Raw genomic sequence first — 24,119 nt, 5'->3', positions numbered from 1 at the left:
TCAACGCGTGGGCGCCGACGCGGCCTCGCTCTCGTCATCGTCGGTCACATTGAAGCGATATCCGACGTTGCGCACGGTGCCGATGAGCTGTTCGAACTCGCCGAGCTTGGCGCGCAGGCGCCGTACATGCACGTCGACCGTGCGGGTGCCGCCGAAGTAGTCGTACCCCCACACTTCGCTGAGCAGCTGCTCGCGGGTGAACACACGGGACGGGTGCATCGCGAGAAAATGCAGCAGCTGGAACTCCTTGTAGGTGAGGTCGAGCGGCTTGCCGTGCAGCTTGGCCGAGTACGACGACTCGTCGATGCTCAGCCCCGAGGTCTGCACGCGCGCCGGCTCGGCGGCCGCTGCCTGGCTGCGCCCGACGGCCAGGCGCAGGCGGGCCTCGGTCTCGGCGGGTCCCGCGGTGCTCAAGATGACGTCGGCGACGCCCCAATCGGCGGCGACCGCCGCCATCCCGCCTTCGGTGACCACGAGCAGCAACGGCGCCTCGAGTCCGGTGGTTGTCAGGATGCGGCACAGCGACTTCGCCGCGACGAGGTCGGTACGTGCGTCGAGCAGAATGACATCGACACGGGGTGCCTTGACCAGCTGCGCGGGCTCGGCCGGAATCGTCTGCACGTGGTGTCCGAGCAGTTCGAGTGTGGGCAGGGCGGCATCGCGAGCCGAGCTGAGTACGAGAATATGGACCACGCGACCTCCTGCGACCTGCCGGACCACGGTGGCCGAAGTGTTGTGGGGACATTTTAGGGCCGTGCGAGAATGGGCGCATGTCCAGCGAAGCAGAGCGCGTCGGCCGAACGCCTTTCGGCGGGGTCATCGCGGTGTGGGTCGCCGCTGTCGTCATCGGCGTGCTGGTGGGTGTGCTCACCCCCTCGGGGCAGCGCGCACAGTGGTTCGCCATCGGGCTGGCCGGCTGTCTTGTCCTCTCCTTCGCGGTGCAGCTGTGGGCAGGTCGCCCCCAGCGATTCATCTCGCGGGTCGCGCTGAGCATACTTGGCTCGCTCGTCGTTCTGGGAGCGATCAGCGCCGTCTTCGGCTTGGTCGCCGCGGCGGCCGGGTAGAACCGGGATAGAGTAGAACCATGGACACGATGGCGCTGGAACTCTTCTTCGTCGGCCTGCTGGGCCTGGCCTCCCTCGCGATCCTCTTCTGCACGGCCGTCGTGATCAAGAATCTGTATCGCGGCCAGCGCTGAACGGGCGCGTCGTGATCGAGATCCCGACCGATCTGCCCGCCGAGCTGGCGCCCCTCGCCTGGCTGCGGGGGGTGTGGGAGGGCACCGGGGTCATCGACTACGAGGCAGACGGTCATCACTTCTCCGCGGAGTTCACCCACCGCGTTTCGTTCAGCACAGGCGACGGCGGCTATCTCAACTACTCGGCCGACGCCTGGACGGGTGATGGCGACGAGCGGGCGCCCCTGTTGGCCGAGGTCGGCTACTGGCGGCTCGCTCGCCCGCAGACTGCGGCCGACCCCGGGCCGGCCCTGTTGCCGGCGCGCACGGCCCCGGTCGCCCTGACCGCCGACGACATCGAGAAGCTCCGCAACGCCGAGGGCGGCTTCGACATCGAGGTGGCGCTGGTTCATGCCGACGGCACCAGCGAACTCTCGCTCGGGCAGGTGCGCGGTCCGCGCATCGACGTGGCCACCGACGCCGTGGTGCGCCCGGCGACCGCGAAGGCGTACACCGCGGCATCCCGCATGTACGGGCTGGTCGAGGGCCATCTGCTGTGGGCGTGGGATGTCGCGGCCCTGGGTGCTCCGATGGCCTCGCATGCCTCCGCCCGCCTGGCGAAGGTTCAGTGATGGACGCATTCGCCGCTCTTCTGCGCGCCGCCGACGGCGCGGTCGTCGCCGACGGCGTGCTCGAGCACGTCGGCAACCCGATCGCTGAACAGCGCGCCCTTGCTTCGGGCGCCGCGCTGGCGCCGCTGGGCGACCGCGTCGTGCTGGCCGTGCCCGGCGAAGACCGCCTCACCTGGCTGGAGTCGTTCTCGACCCAGCGGCTGAGCGTGCTGGTGCCCGGCGAGAGCGCCGAGCTGCTGATCCTCGACCCGAACGGGCACGTCGAGCACGCGGCATCCCTCATCGATGACGGTCAGACGGCGTGGCTGATCGTCGACAGATCGGATGCCGTGGGCCTGCTCGATTTTCTGAAGAAGATGCGGTTCCGCCTGCGCGTGGACCCGCGCGACGCGCGTGACGAGTACGCGGTCGTCGGGGGAACGGCGGGGGCGGTGGCCGCGCTGCCGGCGCCGCTGGTCTGGCATGACCCGTGGCCGGGGATCACCGAGGGCGGCTGGGCGTATTCGGCCGCCGACCCGCACCCGGGCGCCGAGCGCGATTGGGCCGAAGCCCTGGTCGATGCCGAGGGGGTCTCGCGACTGGCCACGGCTGCGGCATCCGGTGCCTTGCACCTGGCCGGCTCGATAGCTGCCGACGCCCTGCGCGTCGCCGCCTGGCGTCCGCGCATCGCCGACGCCGATGAGCGGATGCTGCCGCACGAGGTCGACTGGCTGCGCAGCGCCGTGCACCTGAACAAGGGGTGCTACCGCGGGCAGGAGACGGTGGCAAAGGTGCACAACCTCGGGCATCCGCCCCGGCGACTCGTGGCGCTGCAGCTCGATGGCGCACCGGCCGCCCGCGGCGACGCGGTGCTCCACGGCGACGCCGAGGTCGGAACGGTGATCGCGGCCGCGCAGCACTTCGAGCAGGGCCCGATCGCCCTGGCGCTCGTTCGTCGGAACACGCCCGTCGACGTCGACCTGGCCGTGGCCACCGCCGACGGCCCGGTCGCCGCCGCCCAAGAGGTGATAGTGCCGCCCGAGGCGGGGGCCACCGCGTCGGTGCCGCGCATCCCCAAGCTCGGCCGCCGACGCGCGTAGCGCGGTCGTGTCACGCCGCGCGAGGCGGGCTTTCACACCCGCGGCGCGACGGCCTCCCACGGCACGGTGACCTCGCCCAGACGCCAGCGCGCGCGATCGCGCAGCGGCCAGCCGGCATCCACAAGTCCCTGCATCGCCGCACGCCAGCGCTGCACCGGGCCGAACGCCGACATGCCCGCGGCCCGCTCCCACTCCCGGTCGAGCGCGATCAAAAAGTCATGGATGCGCTCGCCGGGAACGTTGCGGTGGATGAGAGCTTTCGGCAGCCGCTCGGCGGCGATCGAGGGATGCTCGAGCCCGGCCAGCCGCAGCGACACCGTGAACGACACCGCCCGTGAATCGGGGCCGATCGCCACCCAGGTGGCCACGCGCCCGAGTTCGTCGCAGGTTCCCTCGACGACGAGTCCCGAGGGATCGAGCCGAGAGGCCATGCGGGCCCAGGCATCCCGCACGTCTTTCTCGTCGTACTGGCGCAAGACATTGAAAGCGCGAATGGCGGCCGGCCGCCGCCCGGCGGGCGTGGGCACTTCGAAGCCACCACGCGCGAACGACACGCGCGCGTCGGCGGCGAACGGTGTGCACCCCGAGCGCACCCGGGCCAGCTGGTCTCGCGCCCGCGCGACCCGGCCGGGATCGAGTTCGAGGCCGAGAACATGCACGTCGCGGCGCACCGGGCGCAGCCGCGCCTCGAGCTCGAGCGCTGTCACCCCGCTCGCACCGTAGCCGAGGTCGACGACGAGCGGGTCGGCGGCGCGACGCAGGGTAGGGTGGCGGGCTATCCAGCGATCGACACGGCGCAAGCGGTTGGTCCCCGTCGTGCCGCGCGTCGGGCGCCCGACGGGGGAGGATGTCATCACCTCCATCATCTCATCGCCGGATCGCTAAGGTGGAATCATGACCGCCCCGTACACGCTGATCCTGCTCCGTCACGGACAGAGCGAGTGGAACAAGTCCAACCAGTTCACCGGATGGGTGGACGTGCGCCTCACAGAGCAGGGCAAGGCCGAGGCCCAGCGCGGCGGCGAGCTTCTCGCCGAGTCGGGGCTGCACCCCGACGTGCTCTACACGTCCGTGCTGTCACGCGCGATCCAGACCGCGAACATCGCGCTGGATGCCGCGGATCGGCTGTGGATTCCGGTGAAGCGGTCATGGCGCCTCAACGAGCGCCACTACGGCGCGCTGCAGGGCAAAGACAAGGCGCAGACCCTCGACGAATTCGGTGAGGAGCAGTTCATGCTCTGGCGCCGTTCGTTCGACGTGCCGCCGCCCGAGCTGCCCGACGATGCCGAGTACAGCCAGGCCAACGACCCGCGCTACGCCGACATCGACGGCGGGGTGCCCCGCACCGAGTCGCTCAAGCTCGTCATCGACCGTCTGCTGCCCTACTGGCACGGAGAGATCGTCCCCGACCTGCAGGCCGGCAAGACGGTGCTGGTCACCGCACACGGCAACTCGCTGCGCGCGCTCGTGAAGCACCTCGACCAGATCAGCGACGATGACATCGCCGCCCTGAACATTCCGACCGGCATTCCCCTCGTCTACAAGCTCGACGAGAACCTGGCGCCGCTGGGCCCCGGCGAGTACCTCGACCCCGAAGCCGCCGCCGCCGGCGCCGCCGCCGTGGCCAACCAGGGCAAGTAGCTCAGGCGGGCGGGTCGGCCGCCCAGTCGCCGGTGGCCAGGTAGACGACCTTCTTGGCCACCGACACGGCGTGGTCGGCGAACCGCTCGTGGTAGCGACTGGCCAGTGTCGCATCGACCGTGGCCGACGCCTCGCCCTGCCAGCTGTCGCTGAGCACCTTCTCGAACACCGCTATGTGCAGTTCGTCGATGTCATCGTCGGCATTGCGAATGCGCTCGGCCAGGTCGAGGTCTTCGGTGCGCAGCAGCTCGGCGAGATCGCGCGCCAGCGCGACATCCAGCTCGCCCATGCGGGTGAAGGTGGATTTCAGCCCCTTCGGGATGGCGCGCTCGGGAAACCGCATGCGCGTCAGCTGCGCCACGTGCTCGGCGATATCGCCCATCCGCTCCAGTGAGGCGCTCACCCGCAGGCTCATCACGACGATGCGCAGATCGCGTGCCACCGGCTGCTGACGGGCGAGAATCTCGATCGCGAGCTCATCGAGGGCCAGCGCCCGCTCGTCGATGACGCTGTCGGCGTCGATCACCTCTTCGGCCAGCGTGACATCGCTCGTGCCGAATGCCGTCGTGGCCTTCTCCATCGCGGTCGCCACGAGCTCGGCGATCTCGACGAGCCCCGATTGGAGCTCTTCGAGGGACTGGTGGAACACCTCGCGCATGCAGATTCCCGTTTCTTCGGTGGGCGGTTCTCAGCGATCATCGCCATCGAAGGTTAACGGACGGTGCCGTGCCGGTGAACTCTTCTGCCGCGGTGTACAGATGGTGAACAGCAGATGTCGGTGGCCCATACTCTGGAGACATGGATGCCGCGCAGCTCGCTTTGTTCGCGCTGCTCATCGGCGTGGTGCTGGGCGTGTCCGTCGCACTGGTGGTCGCCGCCGCGTACCGCGCGCGCGATCGCGCCATGCAAAGAGCGTCGGCGGGGATCCCGGCCGGCATCCGGACGGTGCTGGCCGGCATGGACGACCCGGCCGTCGTCGTGGATCGGTCAGGCATCGTGGTCGTGGCATCCCCTCCGGCCGGCGACGCCGGTCTTCGCGAGGGCCGCGCTCTTCCCGATGAGCAGCTGGCACTTCTGGCCCGCGCCGCGCGGGCGGGTACGGCATCCACCCCCGTCATCGTGCCGATGCGCACGACCGGTCAGCCGCGCACCGTCGCCGTGCACGCGCGGGCGCTGACACCGCGCCTGGTACTGCTGGTGCTCCACGACGTGACCGAGCAGGAGCGCGTGGCCAAGATGCGCCGCGACTTCGTCGCCAACACGAGCCATGAGCTGAAGACCCCCGCCGGCGCGGTGAGTCTGCTGGGTGAGGCCATCGAGTCGGCGGCTGACGACCCCGACGAGGTGCGCGGATTCGCCCGGCGGCTGCGCGCCGAGGCCGAGCGGCTGGGAACGCTGACCAGCCGCATCATGACTCTCTCGCAGCTCGAGGCCGACGAGCCGCTGGCGATGCGCGACGTGCCGGTCGACGAGCTGATCGACGACGTGATCGAGGCGCACGGTGCCCAGGCCGACGCCGCCGATGTCGCGCTGGCACGCGGTGGTGACAGCGGCGCTCTGGTGCACGGCGACCCGCTGCTGCTGGCCGAGGCGCTGGGCAATCTCGTCGCGAACGCGGTGGCGTATTCGCCGCCGGGATCGCGCGTCGGGGTGGGCGTGAAGACCGTCGCGCGGGTCGTGGAGATCTCGGTGGCCGATCAGGGGATCGGCATCGCCGAGAGCGACCAGGAGCGCGTGTTCGAGCGCTTCTTCCGCGCCGATCGGGCGCGGTCTCGGCGCACCGGAGGTACCGGCCTGGGCCTGGCCATCGTCAAGCACGCTGTACAACGCCACGGCGGCGAGGTGCGTCTGTGGTCGCGGCTCGGTCAAGGCTCGACGTTCACGATCCGGCTGCCGCGTGCGGTGCCCGACGCGGCGGACAAGGCCGCGCTGCGGCATCCCGGCAAGAAGTCCCCGAACAAGAAGCACCACCGACGGAAGGACAGCGTCGCATGACCCGCGTACTGATCGTCGAAGACGAACCCGACCTCGCCGACCCGCTCGCCTACCTGTTGCGCCGGGAGGGCTTCGAGGTCGCTATCGCCGACGACGGGCCGGCGGCGGTCGGCGAGTTCGCCGCACACGGCGCCGACATCGTGCTGCTCGACCTCATGCTGCCCGGGATGCCGGGGACCGAGGTGTGTCGCCAGATTCGGGCGAGCAGCGCGGTGCCGATCATCATGGTCACCGCCAAAGACACCGAGGTCGACATCATCGTGGGGCTCGAACTCGGCGCCGATGACTACATCACCAAGCCGTACTCGACCCGCGAGCTGCTGGCGCGGATGCGGGCGGTGCTGCGCCGCACGGCGGCGGCCGAGGCAGACCTCGACGAGCGGGTGCTCGACGGTGGTCGCGTGCGGCTCGACGTCGACCGTCACACCGTGACGGTCGACGGCGAGCAGATAAGTATGCCGCTGAAGGAATTCGAGCTGCTCGAGGTGCTGATGCGCAATGCCGGGCGGGTGCTCACTCGCGGTCAGCTCATCGACCGGGTGTGGGGCAGTGACTATTTCGGCGATACCAAGACCCTCGATGTGCACGTCAAGCGCATCCGCTCGCGCATTGAAAAGGATCCGCGCGACCCGGCGATGCTGCTCACCGTGCGGGGGCTGGGCTACCGGTTCGAGGTGTGAGCGGCGATCAGGACGCGGGCGTGGCGTCAGGCGTCGGGGCCGGCTCGGGCACGAGGCCGGAGAGATATTGCTCGTCGCCGCCGAGCACGGGCAGGTTCGCCAGCGCGCCCTCGGCGTCACCGGACTGGAAGTACACGGGCACCGTCAGGCCCGGCTTCACGCCCAGGTTGTCCAGGCGCAGCGGGTCGACGTTCTGACCGAGGCTCGAGACGCTGTGGGCGGCCACACGCACGGTCTGGGTGATCTTGCCCGAAGCAGCGTCGACCTCGACGGTCAGCGTCTGATCTTCGGCGGTGGTGTTCACGACCGCGGCGATGAGGTTGCCGATGGTCCCGTCATCGGTGGCAACGATCAGTGCGTTGCGCACCTGCAGGGGCGCACCTGTCGTGTCGGCGATGTTGATGCCGTCGCTGGGTGAGTAGGGGATGGTGGTGCCCTGCGGAGAGATCATCGAGCAACCGGTGGCACCGAGAATGACGGTGGCGCAGACGGCGATGGACGCGAGCAGGCGCGATTTCACGGTTCCTCCCAGAGCAGACAACAGGCTCTAGCATTCTACGGTGTCCGTGTATGCGCTGCCGACCGAGGCCGATCGCCCAGGTGCTGGGCAAACCTTAGTGCATACCCGCTGTGGTATCCTGGTAGTTGCCGAAAGGATATAACTGCATGCTTTTTGAGGTTGGCGAGACGGTCGTTTATCCGCATCACGGAGCGGCGACCATCGCGGAAGTGAAGACCCGAGTCATCAAGGGCGAAGAGAAGGTCTACCTGAAGCTACGCGTCACTCAAGGCGATCTGACCATCGAGGTCCCGGCGGACAACGTCGACCTGGTCGGCGTCCGCGACGTCATCGGCAAGGAGGGGCTCGAGAAGGTCTTCGAGGTGCTGCGTGCGCCGTTCACCGAGGAGCCCACGAACTGGTCTCGTCGGTACAAGGCGAATCTCGAGAAGCTCGCTTCTGGTGATGTCATCAAGGTGAGCGAGGTCGTTCGCGACCTGTGGCGCCGTGACCAGGACCGTGGCCTGTCGGCCGGTGAGAAGCGGATGCTGGCCAAGGCCCGGCAGATCCTCGTCTCTGAATTGGCGCTGGCCGAGAAGACCGACGAAGAGAAGGCCAGCGGCCTGCTCGACGAGGTGCTCGCCTCCTGAGCGCGATCCCGCGCGTCGGCATCGGCACAGACGTGCATCGCTTCGGCGGTGCCGGCACGCTGTGGCTGGCCGGGCTCGAGTGGCCGGGAGAGCCGGCGTTGGCGGGGCATTCCGATGGGGATGCCGCAGCGCATGCGATCGTGGATGCTCTGCTGTCGGCATCCGGGTGCGGTGACATCGGAACGCACTTCGGCGTGGATCGCCCGCAGTACGGCTCGGCCCACGCCGACGTCTTCCTGGTACGCACGCTCGAGCTCGTGCAGGCGGCGGGGTTCACCGTGGGCAACGTCGCGGTGCAGGTGCAGGCTGAGCGGCCGAGGTTCGCGCCGCGCCGGGCCGAGGCCGAGGCGGTGCTGTCGGCCGCGCTCGGTGGCGCCCCGGTATCGGTGTCGGCCACGACGACCGACGGCTTGGGGTTCACGGGTCGTGGTGAGGGTGTGGCCGCCCACGCGGTGGCCCTCGTCCTCCCGTCCTGACGCCCCGCCCCGCCCCGTCCCGCCGAGTTGTCCTCGGGTTGCGCGAGTTGTCCTCGGGTTGCCCGAGTTGTCCTCTTGTTGCCCGAGTTGTCCCCGGGTTGCGCGAGTTGTCCTCGGGTTGTGCGAGTTGTCCTCGGGTTGCCCGAGTTGTCCTCGGGTTGCCTGAGTTGTCCTCGGGTTGCCCGAGTTGTCCTCGGGTTGCCTGAGTTGTCCTCGGTTGCTCGAGTTGTCCCCGGGGCAATGAGTACGGACTCGGTCGAGAACGGTGAGCTCGCGCGCCCGCCCGACGTCGACCCGCGGGCCAGGGGGGAGCAAGTCGCGCAACGCGAGGTCAAGTCGCGCAACGCGGGGACAACTCGCGGGCATGGGCCGCGGGCCATGGGGTAAAGGCGCGCAACGCGAGGTCAGGTCGCGCAACGCGAGGTCAGGTCGCGCAACGCGGGGACAACTCGCGGGGACAAGGCGCGGCACACGCTACGGGCATGGGCCGCGGCACACAACGCGGGGACAAGCCGCGGGCACACGGTGCGCGCAGACACGCGCCGGTAGGCTTGACGGGTGACTCTCCGGCTCTATGACACCAAGGCGCAAGCGCTGCGCGACTTCGTGCCCGGCGACCCGCAGAACGTCACGATCTACGTCTGCGGCCCCACCGTGCAGTCCGGCCCGCACGTCGGCCACCTGCGCGGAGCCCTGAGCTTCGACATCCTCTCCCGCTGGCTCGAGCATCGCCTCGGCCGCGTCACCCTCGTGCGCAACGTCACCGACATCGACGACAAGGTGCTCGCCAACGCGACCGACACCGAGCCGTGGTGGGCGCTCGCCTACCGCATGGAGTGCGAGTTCACCGCCGCATATGCCGCGATCGGCATCCGCCCTCCGACGTATGAGCCACGGGCGACCGGGCACATCCCGCAGATGATCGAGCTGATCGCCGAACTCATCGAGCGCGGCCACGCCTACGCAGCCGCCGGCGATGTGTACTTCGACGTGCGCTCATGGCCCGAGTACGGCGCCCTGACCCGGCAGGCTCTCGACGCGATGGAGCCGGCCGAAGACGCCGACCCGCGAGGCAAGCGCGACCCGCACGACTTCGCGCTGTGGAAGGGCGCCAAGCTGGATGAACCGCAGGATGCCGCGTGGCAGTCACCCTGGGGGGCAGGACGCCCCGGCTGGCACATCGAGTGCTCGGCCATGTCGCGACGCTACCTGGGCCCGCAGTTCGACATCCACGGCGGCGGGCTCGACCTGCGCTTTCCGCACCACGAGAACGAGCTCGCGCAGTCGACCGCGGCCGGCGACGGTTTCGCGCGCTACTGGGTGCACAACGGTCTTGTCACCGTCGACGGGCAGAAGATGTCGAAGTCCCTGGGCAATTTCGTGCTCGCGGCCGATCTGCTCGCCCAGCGTGACCCGCTCGTCGTACGGTACGCACTCGCCGCCGCCCACTACCGGTCGAGCCTGGATGTCTCAGACAAGGCGCTCGACGAGGCCGAGGCCGCCCTCGACCGTATTCGCACCTTCCTCGAGCGGGTCCGGCGCGCAGGCGCAGAGCCTCCCAGGGTCGGCGACGCCCCGCTTCCCCCCGCGTTCGAGGCTGCACTGGACGACGACCTCGGCGTGCCACAGGCGCTGGCGGTGGTGCACGACACCGTACGCGCGGGCAACGCCGCGCTCGATGCAGGAGAGCAGGATGCCGCGGCAGCGGCGTGTGACGCGGTCAGCCTGATGACCGGCGTCCTGGGCATCAACCCGCTCGACCCCCAGTGGCAGCGCGGGCAGGCAGGGCCCGAGGCATCCGCCCTCGACAGCCTGGTGCAGACGATGATCGACCAGCGCGCACAGGCGCGTCTGGACAAGGATTGGGCGGCAGCCGACCGGGTGCGCGACGCGCTCGCGACGGCCGGGGTCGCTCTGGAAGACGGTCCCGACGGGACCCATTGGAGTGTGCAGAATGGCTAAGCCCAAACGTGCCGGCAACACCGGCAACAGCAAGAAGAAGGGTCCCCAGAAGGGCACCGGCGGCCACGGCCGCAAGGCGCTCGAGGGCAAGGGGCCCACGCCCAAGGCCGCCGACCGCAGCTGGCATGTCGCCGGCAAGCGCAAGGCGGCGCAGGACCGCTACGTGGCTGCCGGCGGCAAGCCGAAGGCCAAGCCGGTCGACATGAACCGTGCCGCCCGGGCGAAGAAGAACGACGACACCGAGACCGTGACCGGCCGCAACAGCGTGCTCGAGGCACTGCGGGCGAAGATCCCCGCCACGGCGCTCTACATCGCGCAGCGCGTGGAGATGGACGACCGGGTCAAAGAGATGCTGGCGATCGCGACGCATCGCGAGATTCCCGTGCTCGAGGTCACGCGGCCTGAACTCGACCGCATGTCGGGCATCGACGGGGTGCACCAGGGCGTGGCACTCAAGGTGCCGCCGTACACGTACGCGCACCCGCAGGACCTTCTGGAGCAGATCTTCGACACCGGGGCCACGCCCCTGCTGGTCGCGCTGGACGGCGTGACCGACCCGCGCAATCTTGGTGCGATCATCCGCTCGACGGCGGCGTTCGGCGGACAGGGCGTGATCATTCCGCAGCGGCGATCGGCGGGTGTGACCTCGACGGCGTGGAAGACCAGCGCGGGGGCGGCGGCACGCGTGCCGGTCGCGATGGCCTCGAACCTGACCTCCACCCTCAAGGAGTTCAAGAAGCAGGGCGTTTTCGTTCTCGGGCTCGATGGCGCCGGCGACGTTCAACTGCCGAAACTCGAACTGGCTGATCGGCCCGTGCTGATCGTGTGCGGGTCGGAAGGCAAGGGCCTCTCGCGCCTGGTCACCGAGACCTGCGACCAGATCGTGTCGATCCCGATCGAGGCGGCGACCGAATCGCTGAACGCCGGGATCGCGACATCCGTGGCGCTCTACCAGGTTGCGACCATGCGGGCGGCGCAGCAGGGGGAATGAACCGCCCCGCGGCTGAATTGCACTCCACGAAGATCTATTCAGCTGAAGGGAACGCTCATGGCACGCATCGTCGTCATCGGAGGCACCGGCTATGCCGGTGGACACATCGTCGCAGAGGCCGCCGCGCGCGGCCACGATGTCGTCTCGGTCGCACGCAAGGCGCCCGACGAGAAGGTCGACGCGGTCACCTACGTGCAGGGCGATCTGCGCGACCTGAAATCGCTGAGCGAGGTGCTGGAGGGGGCGGATGCCGTTGTGGACGCCGTCTCGCCGCGTGGTGACATGGTCGACGCGGCCGTGGACGCCCTGCGTGCGCTCGCGGCGAAGCTGACCGGCACCAACACGCGCCTGGGGGTGGTGGGCGGTGCGATGGGAAGCCTCGCGGCGCCGGGCGGCCCGCGACTCTACGACCTGGGTGTGCCGCCGGAGTTCGGTGTCGAGCCGAAGGTCGGCGTCGATTCGCTCGAGCTGCTGCAGGCCTCGGATGAAGGCTTGGACTGGTTCCTGGTGCACCCGCCGAAGGAGTTCGGCGCGTGGGTGCCCGGGGAGCGCACGGGCCATTACCGGGACGGCGGCGACGTGGTCGTCGAGGATGCCGACGGAAAGTCCTTCATCTCGGGTGCCGACTTCGCGATCGCCGTCGTCGATGAGATCGAGCAGGGCCGCCACCACCGCGCCCGCTTCACGGTCGGGTACTGACGCTCGTCGCGGTCAGACCAGGTCGCGCCAGTCGCCGGTGGGCTCGTCGTCGTCGGAGGCGAGGGATGCCTCATCCAGGTCGATCGGCACGGTGAGCGTCTCGGTGGCCGGGCCCATGACCGTGGCCTCGTCGCGCCGATACCGCAGCACCTCGTCGATGTAGCTGCTGATCACCTCGGCCAGGGGCACCGAGGTTCCCCGCCCTTGCGACATGTACCAGCGGTGCTCGAGCACCTGGTGGAACACCTCGGCGGGTTCGAGCTTGGCCCGCAGCTCGAACGGGATCGCGCGCACGACGGGTTCGAACACCCGGGTGAGCCACTCGTGCGCGACCATCTCCTCGTCGTCCGATGAGGCACCCGTGCGCGCCCGATACTCGTCGAGGTCGTTGAGCAGCCGCCGTGCCTGGTTCTCTTCGACGTCGAGCCCGGTCAGCCGGATGAGGCGGCGCTGGTGATGCCCCGCATCGACGACCTTCGGCTGAATAGAGACCCGCGTGCCGTCGGGCGTCGCGCGAATCGACATCTCGCCGATGTCGAACCCGAGGGTGTTCAGCCGTTGCACGCGCTCGGTGATGCGCCACGACTCGTTCGCGGCGAACGTCTCTTTGTCGGTGAGTGCCGCCCACAGCGAGCGGTACGACGAGATGATGCCGTCGGCGATCTCGACGGCATCCATGCCGCGCTCCAGCCGCCCACCGGCGGCGAGGTCGAGGATCTCGCCGGCGATGTTGGTGTGGGCGACCTCGAGGTCGTGTTCGCGCTGCCCGCGGGTGAGCCCGCTCTCGTGCAGCTCCCCGGTCTCGGCATCGACGAGATAGGCGGCGAAGGCGCCGGCATCGCGCCGGAAAAGCGTGTTCGACAGCGAGACATCGCCCCAGAAGAAGCCCACGTTGTGCAACCGCACGAGAAGAACGGCCAGCGCATCGACGAGCCGATTGGCGGTGTCGGGACGCAGCACCTGAGTGAACAGCGCGCGGTAGGGGAGCGAGAAGCGCAGGTGCGCGGTCACCAGGGCCGACGGCAGTGACCGGCCTGCGGAGTCGGCACGCCCGTCGATGACGGCGACCCGTTCGACGCACGGGACATCCAGCCGCGCGAGGCTGCCGAGCATGTCGTATTCGCGACGGGCCATCTCGGCGGTGGTCTCTTTGATGGCGACCACCCGCCCGGACAGATTCGCGAAGCGCACGAGGTGTCGCGAGATGCCCTTGGGCAGGTAGACGATGTCATCGCTGGTCCAATCCGCCAGGGGCGTCGACCACGGCAGCGCCAGCAAGCCGGGGTCGATGGCGCTTGCGGTGATGCTCAGCGACTCGGTCACGGCATCCTCCCCTTCTCGCAACGGCGACGGCGCGAACCCGGTGAACCGAGTCCGCGCCGTCGCACCGTGATGTGGTGTTACGCCGAGGCGATCGCCTTCTCGGTGAGGCGCTCGCCGCTCTCGAGGTCGAACACGTGCACGCGGCCCGCGATCGGGCTGAGCACGACGGTCTCACCGGCGTTCGGGTGCTGACGTCCGTCGACGCGCGCGACGAGGTCGTTGCGCTTGCCCTCGATCTCGGAGTGGCCGTACAGGTAGCCGTCGGCGCCGAGCTCCTCGACCAGGTCGACCGCCACCGACAGGCCCTGACCACCGGCGGAGTTGACGGTGATGTCTTCGGGGCGGATGCCGACGGTGACCTGCTTGCCGGTGACCTTGGACAGGGTGGATGCCTCGACGGGAACGAGCTGGTTGCCGAACTGCACGCCGCCCTCGACCACGTCGACCGTGAACAGGTTCATGGCGGGCGAGCCGATGAAGCCGGCGACGAAGACGTTGTTCGGCTGCTCGTACAGGTCGCGCGGGCTGCCGACCTGCTGCAGGACGCCGTCCTTGAGCACCGCGATGCGGTCGCCCATGGTCAGCGCCTCGGTCTGGTCGTGCGTGACGTAGACGGTGGTCACTCCTAGGCGGCGCTGCAGCGACGCGATCTGAGTGCGGGTCTGCACGCGCAGCTTCGCGTCGAGGTTCGACAGCGGCTCGTCCATGAGGAACACCTGCGGCTGACGCACGATCGCGCGGCCCATGGCGACGCGCTGACGCTGACCACCGGAGAGGGCCTTCGGCTTGCGGCTGAGGTACTCCTCGAGGTCGAGCAGCTTGGCGGCTTCGAGCACGCGCGCGGCGCGCTCTTCCTTCTTGACACCGGCGATCTTCAGGGCGAAGCCCATGTTCTCGGCGACGGTCATGTGCGGGTACAGCGCGTAGTTCTGGAACACCATCGCGATGTCGCGGTCTTTCGGCGGCACGTCGGTGACGTCGCGGTCGCCGATGAGGATGCGGCCCTCGTTGACCTCTTCGAGGCCGGCCAGCATGCGCAGCGTGGTGGACTTACCGCAGCCGGAGGGACCGACCAGAACGAGGAACTCGCCGTCGGCGACCTCGAGGTTGATCTTGTCGACCGCGGGGCGGGTGCCTCCGGGGTAGAGGCGGGTTGCGTTGTCGAACGTGACGGACGCCATGATTTTTCTCCTTCACCGGCAGGTACGTGCCGGACGATCCGTAGTGAATGGATGACGGACCCGTAGGCCCGTGCGCCCGCCCTCGGGCGCTCCCTCAGTATGCCAGACGAATCGTGCACGCTTGTCTGTGGGGATTTCACAGGCTGTCTGGTTAGCATCGAATCCGTCGCGGCACCCGCGCGACATCCCGGTTTTCGCCGGAGAATCAGTCCGTCAAGAGGTCCCATGTCGAACGACGAGTCATCGAACGTTCCTGATCCGAACGACCGCCGCAGCGCGGTCCGCGAGAAGGCACAGCTCGTCCATGCCCGTCAGAGGCGCGCGCGTGTGATCCGCACTGCTGCGATCACTGTCGGTGCCGTGATCGTGGTCGCCGGTGTGGCTACCGGCGTGACGATGGCCGTCACGTCGCAGACGGCGCTTCCCGACATGTCGCCGGCGAACCTCGTCGACGACGGTTTCGCCGTCACCAGCGTGAACGGCGTCGCGGTCGAGTCCGACCCGGGCGCCGTCGACGCGACGCCGTCGCCTACTCCCACCGCATCCGAGAAAGCGACCTCGACGGCGGCGAGCCCCGATCCGACCGCGACGGGCACCGGCGTCGTCGACATTCGGGTGTACGTCGACTACTACGCGCCGGGCGCCAAGCAGTTCCAGGTCGCCAATGTGCAGCAGCTCACCCGCTGGGTGGATCAGGATGCCGCGACTCTGAGCTATTACCCCGTCGCGATGCTCTCGGCCAAGTCGAACGGCACGAAGTACTCCTTGCGTGCCGCCAGCGCCTCGGCCTGCGTCGCCACCCACTCGCCGGCCTCGTTCTTCGCTTTCAACAACGCGCTGCTCTCGCAGCAGCCGGCTCAGGGTGACGACGGCTTCACCGACGAGCAGCTCGCCGACCTGGCGATAGCCTCGGGTGCCGATGAACCCAAGGTCGTGCGCGACTGCGTGGAGGGCGAGGACTACGTCAGCTGGGTCAAAGACGCCACAGAGCGTGCCCTGGTCGGCATTCCCGACACCAAGGACGTCTCGCTGACCGGCACCCCGATGATCCTCGTCAACGGCACCCCCTACGCGGGCGCCCTCGACGACCCCAAGGAGTTCGCGCAGTTCGTGCTGACGATCTCGAGCGACGCGTACTACCGGTCGACACTGCCCACGCCGTCGTCGACACCGTCGACGACATCGTCACCGAGCCCGAGTTCCACCAGCAAGTGATCGGCGTCCCGTTAGACTGGACGCTCTGCCGGCTTGGCGCAATTGGTAGCGCACCGTACTTGTAATACGGGGGTTGCAGGTTCAAGTCCTGTAGCCGGCACCACTTCGCACCTCGCCGCCGCGACCGTTCACCCCGGGATGTCGCGGGGAACATGACCGTACGAGGTGCGCTCGACGATTCTTCCGTGCAGAGCTCGGACGATGTGCTCGACGCGCAAGACCTGGGCCAGGTCGCGTCCCGCCTCGACGGCGTCGCTCTTGCGCTCGAATCGATCGTCGAGCACTTGGTGCCCCTCGATCCTGTTGCGCCAGACGCCGTCTTCGTGAAACGTCTCGATATCACCTTCGGTCATCGTTCGCCCCTTCTGTCATCGTCCGCCCCTTTTGACGAGGCCGGTCTACCCGCGGCATCCCGATTCGAGAACCCCCTTGCGACAGCGAGCAGCATTCGTCACGCGCGCGCGGGCGTCTGACCGCTAGTGTGTGCGTCAGGCGGTGTTCTGCCGCTCATCGACCTTGGGAAAGGCAGTTATGCGCTTCTTCGACGACGCCGTGGAGTACCACGGATATTGGGGATCTTTCGGTGACCTGATCTGGTGGTTCTTCACTGTCTTCATCTTCTTCGCCTACCTCATGGCCCTGTTCTCGGTGCTGGGTGACCTGTTCCGCGACCGCAAGCTGAACGGCTGGGCGAAGGCGATCTGGATCATCTTCCTGATCTTCGTGCCGTTCCTGACCCTGCTCGTCTACCTCATCGCGCGTGGACGCGGCATGACCGAGCGCAACGCGGCTCGGGTCAAGGAGTCGCAGGCCGCCGCCGACGAGTACATCCGCTCGGTTGCGGGCTCGAGCCCCGCGGACGAGATCGCCAAGGCGAAGGCGCTGCTGGATGCCGGCACGATCACGTCGGCCGAATACGAGGCGCTGAAGGCCAAAGTCCTGTCCTGATGGATTCCTGATGGACGAGGTGCGCATCCGCCCAGCGGTGGCAGACGATGCCGCCGGGATGGCGCGCGTCCACGTGGAGACGTGGCGCGAGACCTACCGCGGACTGATGCGCGACGAGGTGCTCGATCGTCCTGGGTTCGAGGCATCCCGTCACAAATTCTGGACGGCGGCGATCACGGACCCGCGCTTCGCGCGTAACCGGATCGCCGTCGCCCACCGCGGGGACGAACTGATCGGCATCGCGATGGCGGGTCCGCCGATGGATGCCGGTGCCGATGCGTCGTGGAGCGCACAGCTGTACGTGCTGTACGTGTACGCCGCGCACCACGGCTCAGGGGCCGGCGGCGGACTTCTCGACGCCGTGATCGACCCCGGCGAACCCGCGGCGCTCTGGGTCGCCGATCCGAACCCGCGGGCCCAGGCGTTCTACCGCAAGCACGGGTTCGCCCCCGACGGAACGTCGAAGGTCGATGACGGCGTTGGCGAGATTCGGATGGTGCGCGCCGGGCGGTGATCGACGCGGGTCGTGGCGCTGTTGGTTCTGCGCTCGCTGTCGCCGCAGGCGCGGTCGCAGCGCGAGGGTGGGTCGCGGCCATCCCGGGCTCGCGCTGCTGGTTTCTGCGTTCGCGGATGGTTTCTGCGTTCGCTGTCGTGTTCTGCGGTGTGTGGTTGTTCGCGCTGCTGGTTTCTGCGTTCGCGGGTGTTATTTGCGTGCGCGAGTGCGGATTCGGGTAGCGCGGGCTGTGGGGGAGGTCGCGGGGGTGGGCTGCGCGGTTGTCTTCTGCGTTCGCGGGTCGTTTCTGCGTTCGCGGATGGTTTCTGCGTTCGCGGGTCGTTTCTGCGTTCGCGGATGGTTTCTGCGTTCGCTGTCGTGTTCTGCGGTGTGTGGTTGTTCGCGCTGCTGTTTTCTGCGTTCGCGGGTGTTATTTGCGTGCGCGAGTGCGGATTCGGGTAGCGCGGGCTGTGGGGGAGGTCGCGGGGGTGGGCTGCGCGGCTGTTTTCTGCGTTCGCTGTCGTGATCTGCGTTCGCGGGTCGTTTCTGCGGTGTGTGGTTGTTCGCGCTGTTGGTTTCTGCGTTCGCGGGTGTCATTTGCGTGCGCGAGTGCGGATTCGGGTAGCGCGGGCTGTGGGGGAGGTCGCGGGGGTGGGGCGCGCGGTTGTTTTCTGCGTTCGCGGGTCGTTTCTGCGTTCGCTGTCGTGTTCTGCGGTGTGCGGTTGTTCGCGCGGATGGTTTCTGCGTTCGCGGGTGTTATTTGCGTGCGCGAGTGCGGATTCGGGTAGCGCGGGCTGTGGGGGAGGTCGCGGGGGTGGGCTGCGCGGTTGTTTTCTGCGTTCGCGGGTCGTTTCTGCGTTCGCTGTCGTGATCTGCGTTCGCGGGTCGTTTCTGCGGTGTGTGGTTGTTCGCGCTGTTGGTTTCTGCGTTCGCGGGTGTTATTTGCGTGCGCGAGTGCGGATTCGGGTAGCGCGGGCTGTGGGGGAGGTCGCGGGGGTGGGCTGCGCGGCTGTTTTCTGCGTTCGCTGTCGTGATCTGCGTTCGCGGGTCGTTTCTGCGGTGTGTGGTTGTTCGCGCTGTTGGTTTCTGCGTTCGCGGGTGTCATTTGCGTGCGCGAGTGCGGATTCGGGTAGCGCGAGGGGAGGCGGCCTCGGTGAGGCGGGTGCGACGCAAGGCGCGGCAGTGACGCCGGGCGGCGCGCCGGGCGCCGCCCGACGCGGCGAAGCCCGGCGGCGCGCCGGCGCCGAGCGGCTCAGCGCGGCTGGGGCATCGACGACAGGAAGCGCTCGGGGTCGAGCTTCTTGTGGTGGCCCTTGTCCTTGCCCGCCGGCTTGCCGCCCACATAGAGCCAGCCAAGCAGCTTCTCGTTGTCGCGCAGACCGTGCACCTTCGCAACGGCTTCGTCACGCGTGTAGTGACCGGTGCGCCAGATGACACCCCACCCTGCCTCGTCCAGGAGCAGGCTGAGCGTATGCGCGACGCCGGCTGCCGTGGCCGCCTGTTCCCAGCGCGGCACCTTGCCGCTGGGGCGATAGCTGACGACGATCGCGATCAGCAGGGGAGCGCGCAGCGGCTTGGACGACATCTCCTTGTCGCCGTTGGCCTTGGCGATCGCGCGCCCAAGGGTTTCACGGTCGCCGTCGCGCAACTCGATCAGCCGCCACGGCCGCAGCGACGAGTGATCGGCCACGCGTCCGGCGGCGGCGACGAGCTCAGCGAGCTCGTCGTGCGACGGCGCCGCGTCGGTCACCTTCGACCAGGAGCGGCGCGCGTGCACCGCATCGATCGCGCTCACGCATCCTCTTCGGGCGTGAACTGCAGCGAGATGGAGTTCATGCAGTACCGGTCGCCGGTGGGCGTGCCGAAGCCATCGGGGAACACATGCCCCAGATGCGAGCCGCAGGCCGCGCACCGCACCTCGGTGCGTTCCATGCCCAGCGAGTGGTCTTCGATCAGCTGCACGGCTTCGGGGCGCACCGATTCGTAGAAGCTCGGCCACCCGCAATGCGAATCGAACTTGGTACCGCTGCGGAACAGCTCGGCGCCGCACGCGGCACAGGTGTACAGCCCCGCGCGATGCTCGTCGAGCAGTTCACCGGTCCACGGCCGCTCGGTCGCGGCTTCGCGCAGCACGGCGTACTGCGTCGAGTCCAGTTCTTCGCGCCACTGCTCATCGGTCTTGTTCACGGCGTATGTCATGGAAACCTCCTGCACCACCATTCAACCCGACATCAGCGCAGAGTGTTCCGGTCCCTCCACAATGGAAGAGTGCCCCGCGACCCCGAGATCGATGCCGTGCAGCAACGCTACCGCCGCTTCGCCGTCGATGAGGCGCCGCACCGCTCGCCGTTGTACGCGCAGTGGGCGGCTCGCGTCGCCCACGACGCCACCCTCGCCGCCGTGCTTGCCCGTGTTCCGGCAGCGCATCGATCGCCGCCGTTGGTCTTCGCGGTCGCGCGGATGCTGGGGTGCGGGCTCTGCGCGCCCGAGAAATGGGCCGCGTGGATGATCGCGAATGCCGACGCCGTCGTCGAGGCGGCATCGGAACGCGGCGTGCAGACGAATGAACCCCTGCGCTGCGCGGCGCTGCTGCCGGCGCTGAGCCGCATCGAAGGTCCGATCGCGTTGCTCGAGGTCGGGGCCAGCGCCGGACTGTGCCTGTATCCCGATCGCTACTCGTACCGATACCGCACCCCGACGCGCGTGGTGACCGTCGACCCCCACGACGGGCCGAGCGCGGTCGTGCTCGAGGCCCAGTGGCGAGGAGAGGCTCCGACGCTGCGCATGCCGCAGATCGTCTGGCGCGCCGGTATCGACCTGCAGCCCCGCGACGCGGCCGACCCCGCCGATCGCTCGTGGTTGACCGGCCTGGTGTGGCCGGGTGAGGGAGGCCGTGCACAGCGGATACGCGCCGCGCTCGATATCGTCGCCGCCGATCCGCCGCGGCTCGTCGCCGGTGACGCCACGACGGCTTTGTCGGGGCTGATGGCCGAGGCGCCCAAGACCGCCGCGCTTGTCGTGACGACTCCCGGTGTGCTCGCGCTCGTGCCGCGTGAAGGGCGTGAGCTGATCGTGGCGGCGGCGCAGAGCGGCGATCACTGGATCACGATGGATGCCGCGGGCCTGCACTCTTCGGTCGCCGGGCGGTGGGCGGCGCCCGAACCTGCCGCGGGGCAAGCGACGGCGCCTGGAGATCCGACGGAGCACGGCGCGCGGCATCCCGCACCCGAGTCTGCGCAGTGGCCCAACGGCGTGTTCGCGCTCGCGATTGACGGCGAGGTGATCGCCGCCGTCGACCCGCTGGGCGCGATCGTCGAGCCGATCGGGGCCGACCGGGAGTGGCATCCCGTCGACGCGTCGACAGACGGATAGCGTGGAGATGTGCCCCTGGACGACCGCGCTCGCGCTCTGCTCGACTTCGAGGCCGCGTGGCAACGCCACGGCGGCGCGAAGGAGGAAGCGATCCGCGCTGAACTGGGCCTGACTCCGGCCAGGTACTACCAGCTGTTGGGACGCCTGATCGACACTGAAGACGCCCTCGCGCACGACCCGATGCTCGTCAAACGGCTGCAGCGCATTCGTGACGACCGGGAGCGCTCGCGCCTGGCCCGCGCGTCGGGTGCTCTCTGACGACGCGGGGCGTGCATCCAGGCAAGCATCAGCGCGACAGGTACCATCGTGGGGTGCCGAAGCCGAGCTATCCGCGGGATCGTTTCGACGATGCTCCCGTCGAGGTCGATCGGGTCGGCGCGCACCGCGCCGAGAACCCGCATCTGCGCGCCGGAGTCATCGTGATCTGGGCGGCCGTGACCACCGTCGTGCTGATCGCGGTCGGCGTGGTGGGCACACTCGCGCTCACGGGGCGTTTCGGCACTCCGGCAGCAGGGCCCACGACGGCCGCACCCACCACGAGCGTGACTCCCGTGATCGACACCTCGTTCACGGTGCTGATCCTGAACGCCACCGGTGAAAGTGGGCAAGCCACCGTGGCGCAGGATGCCGTGGTGCGGGCAGGCTGGGATGTCGCCGACGTCCTGCCCAGCGAGGCCGGCTCGACCTACCCGACCACCACCGTCTACTACGCGGATGCCGCCGATCAGGCCGCCGCCGCGGGGCTTGCCAAGATCGTGGGGGCTTCGTCGGTGGTGCTCGATGACCAGTACCAGTCCACGACCGACGCGAAGGGCAAGCAGCTCACTGTCGTGTTGGGCACCGATCTGGTCGCGCCGTCTGGCTCGCCCACGCCGTGACACCCCCGTCGTCGGCTTGCACTCGGTAGGGGCGAGTGCCAGAATGAATTAGCACTCGCGTAGAGTGAGTGCTAATAGACCGTCAGCCAACGTCCGGGAGGGACGACACACACATGGCAAAGATCATCGCTTTCGACGAGGAGGCCCGCCGCGGCCTCGAGCGCGGCCTGAACACGCTGGCCGACGCCGTCAAGGTGACCCTGGGTCCCCGTGGTCGCAACGTCGTGCTCGAGAAGAAGTGGGGAGCCCCCACGATCACGAACGACGGCGTCTCGATCGCCAAGGAGATCGAGCTCGACGACCCGTACGAGAAGATCGGCGCTGAGCTGGTCAAGGAGGTCGCCAAGAAGACCGACGACGTCGCCGGTGACGGCACCACCACCGCCACTGTTCTGGCCCAGGCGCTTGTGCGCGAAGGCCTGCGCAACGTCGCGGCCGGTGCCGACCCGATCTCGCTCAAGAAGGGCATCGAGAAGGCCGTCGCAGCCGTCATCGAGGAGCTGCACGCTTCGGCCAAGGAGGTCGAGTCCAAGGAGCAGATCGCGGCCACCGCGTCGATCTCTGCGGCCGACTCCACCATCGGCGACCTGATCGCCGAGGCGATCGACAAGGTCGGCAAGGAGGGCGTGGTCACCGTCGAGGAGTCGCAGACCTTCGGCACCGAGCTCGAGCTCACCGAGGGCATGCGCTTCGACAAGGGCTTCATCAACCCCTACTTCGTCACCGACCCCGACCGCCAGGAGGCGGTGTTCGAAGACCCGTACATCCTCATCGCGAACCAGAAGATCGGCAACATCAAGGACCTGCTGCCCGTCGTCGACAAGGTGATCCAGGACGGCAAGGAGCTCGTCATCATCGCCGAGGACGTCGAGGGCGAGGCGCTGGCGACCCTGGTGCTGAACAAGATCCGCGGCATCTTCAAGTCGGTGGCCGTCAAGGCTCCCGGCTTCGGCGACCGCCGCAAGGCCATGCTCGGCGACATCGCTATCCTCACCGGTGGCCAGGTCATCACCGAAGAGGTCGGCCTCAAGCTCGAGAACACCACGCTCGACCTGCTCGGCCGTGCGCGTAAGGTCATCGTCACCAAGGACGAGACGACCATCGTCGAGGGTGCAGGTGAGCAGGACCAGATCGAGGGTCGCGTGACCCAGATCCGTCGCGAGATCGAGAACACCGACAGCGACTACGACCGCGAGAAGCTGCAGGAGCGCCTCGCCAAGCTCGCCGGCGGCGTTGCCGTCATCAAGGCGGGCGCGGCCACCGAGGTCGAGCTCAAGGAGCGCAAGCACCGCATCGAAGACGCCGTTCGCAACGCGAAGGCCGCCGTCGAGGAGGGTGTCGTCGCCGGTGGTGGCGTCGCGCTCATCCAGGCCGGTGCCAAGGCGTTCGGCAAGCTCGAGCTGACCGGTGACGAGGCGACCGGGGCGAACATCGTCAAGGTCGCCATCGAGGCGCCGCTGAAGCAGATCGCAGCGAACGCCGGCCTCGAGCCGGGCGTCGTCGCCCACAAGGTGGCGGGCCTGGAAGACGGTCACGGCCTGAACGCGGCCACCGGCGAGTACGGTGACCTGTTCGCGCAGGGCATCATCGACCCGACCAAGGTGACCCGCTCGGCGCTGCAGAACGCCGCGTCGATCGCCGGCCTGTTCCTGACGACCGAGGCCGTCGTCGCCGACAAGCCGGAGAAGGCTCCGGCCGCCCCGGCCGGCGACCCGACCGGTGGCATGGACTTCTGATCCCAGAAGCCGCACACGAAGCGCCCCTCCTTCGGGAGGGGCGCTTCGTCGTGTACGCCGGAATCAGCGCGGCGCGACGCCGCAGGATGCCGCAGCATCGGCCTGCCGCGTGTCGTCGGTGACGAACTCGCCGGCCCCTCGCGCAGCAATCGGAGCACGTGGCTTCACCGGAACAGGCTCGTGGTGTACTGCTCGGCTTCGGCATACTGGTGGCCGGCCGCGCTCAGCGCGTGGTTGATCGATGACAGCGCGTCTTCGACCTGCAGTTGCGTGGCCCGCCACTGGTCGACGACACCGCCGAACGCCGCCGAGGCCGCGCCCGTCCACGTCGCTTGCAGATCGGTGAGCTGGGCGAGCATCGCCTGCGTCTCGCCCTGAAGCCGGTCGATGGTGCCGCGTACGGCGGCGGTGGCGGAGAAGACGGCGTCGCTGTCGACGGAATAGACGGCCATGGTGTGCATCCCTTCATCGAGTGGGTGCTTCCACGTTAGG

The 24,119-nt window shown here is 68.6% G+C and carries 27 protein-coding genes, 1 tRNA gene and 1 pseudogene; 19 read left to right on the top strand and 10 right to left on the bottom strand.

Annotated features, from left to right (window positions below; translation table 11 throughout):
• The gene (locus ET475_RS01275) at window positions 1-693 is read right to left on the bottom strand and encodes a response regulator transcription factor (protein ID WP_129385295.1); all 693 of its coding nucleotides are present in this window, start codon (window positions 691-693) and stop codon (window positions 1-3) included.
• Between the two features lie 77 nt (window positions 694-770).
• Between ET475_RS01275 and ET475_RS01270 the strand changes: the two genes are divergently transcribed.
• The 3 genes from ET475_RS01270 to ygfZ all read left to right on the top strand — a co-directional run bounded on the left by ET475_RS01270 (window position 771) and on the right by ygfZ (window position 2,888).
• Window positions 771-1,064: a hypothetical protein gene (locus tag ET475_RS01270; protein WP_129385293.1), complete on the top strand. Its 294-nt coding sequence runs from the start codon at window positions 771-773 to the stop codon at window positions 1,062-1,064.
• A 145-nt stretch (window positions 1,065-1,209) separates the two neighbouring features.
• Window positions 1,210-1,809, top strand: a complete 600-nt coding sequence (locus ET475_RS01265) for a heme-binding beta-barrel domain-containing protein (protein WP_129385291.1) — start codon at window positions 1,210-1,212, stop codon at window positions 1,807-1,809.
• Window positions 1,809-2,888 (top strand): CAF17-like 4Fe-4S cluster assembly/insertion protein YgfZ, encoded by a 1,080-nt coding sequence (ygfZ, locus tag ET475_RS01260; protein WP_129385289.1) that lies wholly within the window; start codon window positions 1,809-1,811, stop codon window positions 2,886-2,888. Before ET475_RS01265 ends, ygfZ begins: the two co-directional genes overlap by 1 nt.
• 32 nt (window positions 2,889-2,920) lie before the next feature.
• On the opposite strand, the gene ET475_RS01255 is transcribed toward ygfZ, so the two are convergent.
• Window positions 2,921-3,742, bottom strand: coding sequence for a class I SAM-dependent methyltransferase (locus tag ET475_RS01255; protein ID WP_129385287.1), 822 nt, complete (start codon window positions 3,740-3,742; stop codon window positions 2,921-2,923).
• Window positions 3,743-3,782: 40 nt separating this feature from the next.
• On the opposite strand from ET475_RS01255, the gene ET475_RS01250 reads away from it, so the two are divergent.
• Window positions 3,783-4,529, top strand: coding sequence for a phosphoglyceromutase (locus tag ET475_RS01250; protein ID WP_129385285.1), 747 nt, complete (start codon window positions 3,783-3,785; stop codon window positions 4,527-4,529).
• Window position 4,530: 1 nt separating this feature from the next.
• Here ET475_RS01250 and phoU read toward each other — a convergent pair whose 3' ends face one another.
• Window positions 4,531-5,187: a phosphate signaling complex protein PhoU gene (phoU, locus tag ET475_RS01245; protein WP_129385283.1), complete on the bottom strand. Its 657-nt coding sequence runs from the start codon at window positions 5,185-5,187 to the stop codon at window positions 4,531-4,533.
• A gap of 140 nt (window positions 5,188-5,327) precedes the next feature.
• On the opposite strand from phoU, the gene ET475_RS01240 reads away from it, so the two are divergent.
• Together ET475_RS01240 and ET475_RS01235 are read left to right on the top strand one after the other, a co-directional pair.
• Window positions 5,328-6,524, top strand: coding sequence for a sensor histidine kinase (locus ET475_RS01240; protein WP_129385281.1), 1,197 nt, complete (start codon window positions 5,328-5,330; stop codon window positions 6,522-6,524).
• A complete protein-coding gene (locus ET475_RS01235; RefSeq protein ID WP_129385269.1) occupies window positions 6,521-7,204 on the top strand; it encodes a response regulator transcription factor in 684 nt (227 codons plus the stop codon). The genes ET475_RS01240 and ET475_RS01235 overlap by 4 nt, the downstream gene beginning before the upstream one ends.
• 7 nt (window positions 7,205-7,211) lie before the next feature.
• Here the strand turns inward: ET475_RS01235 and ET475_RS01230 are convergent, their stop codons facing one another.
• A complete protein-coding gene (locus ET475_RS01230; protein WP_129385267.1) occupies window positions 7,212-7,724 on the bottom strand; it encodes a DNA modification methylase in 513 nt (170 codons plus the stop codon).
• Window positions 7,725-7,870: 146 nt separating this feature from the next.
• Here ET475_RS01230 and ET475_RS01225 point away from each other — a divergent pair, with 146 nt between their 5' ends.
• The 5 genes and pseudogenes from ET475_RS01225 to ET475_RS01205 all read left to right on the top strand — a co-directional run bounded on the left by ET475_RS01225 (window position 7,871) and on the right by ET475_RS01205 (window position 12,481).
• A complete protein-coding gene (locus ET475_RS01225; protein ID WP_129385266.1) occupies window positions 7,871-8,353 on the top strand; it encodes a CarD family transcriptional regulator in 483 nt (160 codons plus the stop codon).
• A pseudogene (gene ispF / locus ET475_RS01220) lies at window positions 8,302-8,829 on the top strand (2-C-methyl-D-erythritol 2,4-cyclodiphosphate synthase); the annotation flags it as partial. The gene ET475_RS01225 and the pseudogene ispF, both read left to right, overlap by 52 nt.
• A 558-nt stretch (window positions 8,830-9,387) precedes the next feature.
• On the top strand, window positions 9,388-10,791 hold the full coding sequence (gene cysS, locus ET475_RS01215) for a cysteine--tRNA ligase (RefSeq protein WP_129385264.1): 1,404 nt from the start codon (window positions 9,388-9,390) through the stop codon (window positions 10,789-10,791).
• Entirely contained in the window at window positions 10,784-11,782 is a 999-nt protein-coding gene (gene rlmB / locus ET475_RS01210) for a 23S rRNA (guanosine(2251)-2'-O)-methyltransferase RlmB (RefSeq protein ID WP_129385263.1), read from the top strand. Before cysS ends, rlmB begins: the two co-directional genes overlap by 8 nt.
• Before the next feature lie 57 nt (window positions 11,783-11,839).
• Window positions 11,840-12,481, top strand: coding sequence for an NAD(P)-dependent oxidoreductase (locus ET475_RS01205; RefSeq protein ID WP_129385262.1), 642 nt, complete (start codon window positions 11,840-11,842; stop codon window positions 12,479-12,481).
• 12 nt (window positions 12,482-12,493) lie between these two features.
• On the opposite strand, the gene ET475_RS01200 is transcribed toward ET475_RS01205, so the two are convergent.
• Complete coding sequence (locus tag ET475_RS01200; RefSeq protein ID WP_129385261.1) at window positions 12,494-13,804, bottom strand: DUF4032 domain-containing protein; 1,311 nt, start codon at window positions 13,802-13,804, stop codon at window positions 12,494-12,496.
• Between the two features lie 77 nt (window positions 13,805-13,881).
• A complete protein-coding gene (locus ET475_RS01195; protein ID WP_129385260.1) occupies window positions 13,882-14,985 on the bottom strand; it encodes an ABC transporter ATP-binding protein in 1,104 nt (367 codons plus the stop codon).
• 225 nt (window positions 14,986-15,210) lie between these two features.
• Between ET475_RS01195 and ET475_RS01190 the strand changes: the two genes are divergently transcribed.
• Both ET475_RS01190 and ET475_RS01185 read left to right on the top strand, forming a co-directional pair.
• Window positions 15,211-16,200: a DsbA family protein gene (locus tag ET475_RS01190; RefSeq protein WP_129385259.1), complete on the top strand. Its 990-nt coding sequence runs from the start codon at window positions 15,211-15,213 to the stop codon at window positions 16,198-16,200.
• A gap of 27 nt (window positions 16,201-16,227) precedes the next feature.
• Window positions 16,228-16,303, top strand: a tRNA-Thr gene (locus ET475_RS01185).
• A gap of 25 nt (window positions 16,304-16,328) precedes the next feature.
• On the opposite strand, the gene ET475_RS01180 is transcribed toward ET475_RS01185, so the two are convergent.
• Window positions 16,329-16,553, bottom strand: coding sequence for a DUF2188 domain-containing protein (locus ET475_RS01180; RefSeq protein WP_129385257.1), 225 nt, complete (start codon window positions 16,551-16,553; stop codon window positions 16,329-16,331).
• Window positions 16,554-16,731: 178 nt separating this feature from the next.
• On the opposite strand from ET475_RS01180, the gene ET475_RS01175 reads away from it, so the two are divergent.
• Together ET475_RS01175 and ET475_RS01170 are read left to right on the top strand one after the other, a co-directional pair.
• The gene (locus ET475_RS01175) at window positions 16,732-17,148 is read left to right on the top strand and encodes an SHOCT domain-containing protein (RefSeq protein WP_129385255.1); all 417 of its coding nucleotides are present in this window, start codon (window positions 16,732-16,734) and stop codon (window positions 17,146-17,148) included.
• Between the two features lie 10 nt (window positions 17,149-17,158).
• On the top strand, window positions 17,159-17,662 hold the full coding sequence (locus ET475_RS01170) for a GNAT family N-acetyltransferase (protein WP_207205383.1): 504 nt from the start codon (window positions 17,159-17,161) through the stop codon (window positions 17,660-17,662).
• Between the two features lie 1,231 nt (window positions 17,663-18,893).
• On the opposite strand, the gene ET475_RS01165 is transcribed toward ET475_RS01170, so the two are convergent.
• Window positions 18,894-19,436, bottom strand: a complete 543-nt coding sequence (locus tag ET475_RS01165) for a nitroreductase family protein (RefSeq protein WP_129385253.1) — start codon at window positions 19,434-19,436, stop codon at window positions 18,894-18,896.
• Window positions 19,433-19,840: a peptide-methionine (R)-S-oxide reductase MsrB gene (gene msrB / locus ET475_RS01160; protein ID WP_129385251.1), complete on the bottom strand. Its 408-nt coding sequence runs from the start codon at window positions 19,838-19,840 to the stop codon at window positions 19,433-19,435. The genes ET475_RS01165 and msrB overlap by 4 nt, the downstream gene beginning before the upstream one ends.
• Before the next feature lie 69 nt (window positions 19,841-19,909).
• Between msrB and ET475_RS01155 the strand changes: the two genes are divergently transcribed.
• From ET475_RS01155 to groL, 4 genes are all read left to right on the top strand, one after another.
• Window positions 19,910-21,013, top strand: a complete 1,104-nt coding sequence (locus ET475_RS01155; RefSeq protein WP_242497717.1) for a DUF2332 domain-containing protein — start codon at window positions 19,910-19,912, stop codon at window positions 21,011-21,013.
• Between the two features lie 9 nt (window positions 21,014-21,022).
• Window positions 21,023-21,271: a DUF3263 domain-containing protein gene (locus tag ET475_RS01150; RefSeq protein WP_129385249.1), complete on the top strand. Its 249-nt coding sequence runs from the start codon at window positions 21,023-21,025 to the stop codon at window positions 21,269-21,271.
• Window positions 21,272-21,324: 53 nt separating this feature from the next.
• Window positions 21,325-21,891: a LytR C-terminal domain-containing protein gene (locus tag ET475_RS01145; protein WP_129385247.1), complete on the top strand. Its 567-nt coding sequence runs from the start codon at window positions 21,325-21,327 to the stop codon at window positions 21,889-21,891.
• 113 nt (window positions 21,892-22,004) lie between these two features.
• Entirely contained in the window at window positions 22,005-23,627 is a 1,623-nt protein-coding gene (groL, locus tag ET475_RS01140; protein WP_129385245.1) for a chaperonin GroEL, read from the top strand.
• A 164-nt stretch (window positions 23,628-23,791) separates the two neighbouring features.
• Here groL and ET475_RS01135 read toward each other — a convergent pair whose 3' ends face one another.
• Window positions 23,792-24,079, bottom strand: coding sequence for a WXG100 family type VII secretion target (locus ET475_RS01135; protein WP_129385243.1), 288 nt, complete (start codon window positions 24,077-24,079; stop codon window positions 23,792-23,794).
• Between the last annotated feature and the right edge of the window lie 40 nt (window positions 24,080-24,119).

Source organism: Microbacterium protaetiae (assembly GCF_004135285.1).
GTDB classification, from domain to species: domain Bacteria; phylum Actinomycetota; class Actinomycetes; order Actinomycetales; family Microbacteriaceae; genus Microbacterium; species Microbacterium protaetiae.
The sequence above is the reverse complement of the archived record's forward strand: the minus strand, read 5'-3'. Positions and strand labels throughout refer to the sequence as shown.

Excerpts from the sequence above, each read along its gene's own strand:
- ET475_RS01270 (WP_129385293.1), top strand. The coding sequence starts at position 771 with ATGTCCAGCGAAGCAGAGCGCGTCGGCCGAACGCCTTTCGGCGGGGTC.
- ygfZ (WP_129385289.1), top strand. The coding sequence starts at position 1,809 with ATGGACGCATTCGCCGCTCTTCTGCGCGCCGCCGACGGCGCGGTCGTC.
- ET475_RS01255 (WP_129385287.1), bottom strand. The coding sequence starts at position 3,742 with ATGACATCCTCCCCCGTCGGGCGCCCGACGCGCGGCACGACGGGGACC.
- ET475_RS01250 (WP_129385285.1), top strand. The coding sequence starts at position 3,783 with ATGACCGCCCCGTACACGCTGATCCTGCTCCGTCACGGACAGAGCGAG.
- phoU (WP_129385283.1), bottom strand. The coding sequence starts at position 5,187 with ATGCGCGAGGTGTTCCACCAGTCCCTCGAAGAGCTCCAATCGGGGCTC.
- ET475_RS01240 (WP_129385281.1), top strand. The coding sequence starts at position 5,328 with ATGGATGCCGCGCAGCTCGCTTTGTTCGCGCTGCTCATCGGCGTGGTG.
- ET475_RS01235 (WP_129385269.1), top strand. The coding sequence starts at position 6,521 with ATGACCCGCGTACTGATCGTCGAAGACGAACCCGACCTCGCCGACCCG.
- ET475_RS01225 (WP_129385266.1), top strand. The coding sequence starts at position 7,871 with ATGCTTTTTGAGGTTGGCGAGACGGTCGTTTATCCGCATCACGGAGCG.
- rlmB (WP_129385263.1), top strand. The coding sequence starts at position 10,784 with ATGGCTAAGCCCAAACGTGCCGGCAACACCGGCAACAGCAAGAAGAAG.
- ET475_RS01205 (WP_129385262.1), top strand. The coding sequence starts at position 11,840 with ATGGCACGCATCGTCGTCATCGGAGGCACCGGCTATGCCGGTGGACAC.
- ET475_RS01195 (WP_129385260.1), bottom strand. The coding sequence starts at position 14,985 with ATGGCGTCCGTCACGTTCGACAACGCAACCCGCCTCTACCCCGGAGGC.
- ET475_RS01190 (WP_129385259.1), top strand. The coding sequence starts at position 15,211 with ATGTCGAACGACGAGTCATCGAACGTTCCTGATCCGAACGACCGCCGC.
- ET475_RS01180 (WP_129385257.1), bottom strand. The coding sequence starts at position 16,553 with ATGACCGAAGGTGATATCGAGACGTTTCACGAAGACGGCGTCTGGCGC.
- ET475_RS01175 (WP_129385255.1), top strand. The coding sequence starts at position 16,732 with ATGCGCTTCTTCGACGACGCCGTGGAGTACCACGGATATTGGGGATCT.
- ET475_RS01170 (WP_207205383.1), top strand. The coding sequence starts at position 17,159 with ATGGACGAGGTGCGCATCCGCCCAGCGGTGGCAGACGATGCCGCCGGG.
- msrB (WP_129385251.1), bottom strand. The coding sequence starts at position 19,840 with ATGACATACGCCGTGAACAAGACCGATGAGCAGTGGCGCGAAGAACTG.
- groL (WP_129385245.1), top strand. The coding sequence starts at position 22,005 with ATGGCAAAGATCATCGCTTTCGACGAGGAGGCCCGCCGCGGCCTCGAG.
- ET475_RS01135 (WP_129385243.1), bottom strand. The coding sequence starts at position 24,079 with ATGGCCGTCTATTCCGTCGACAGCGACGCCGTCTTCTCCGCCACCGCC.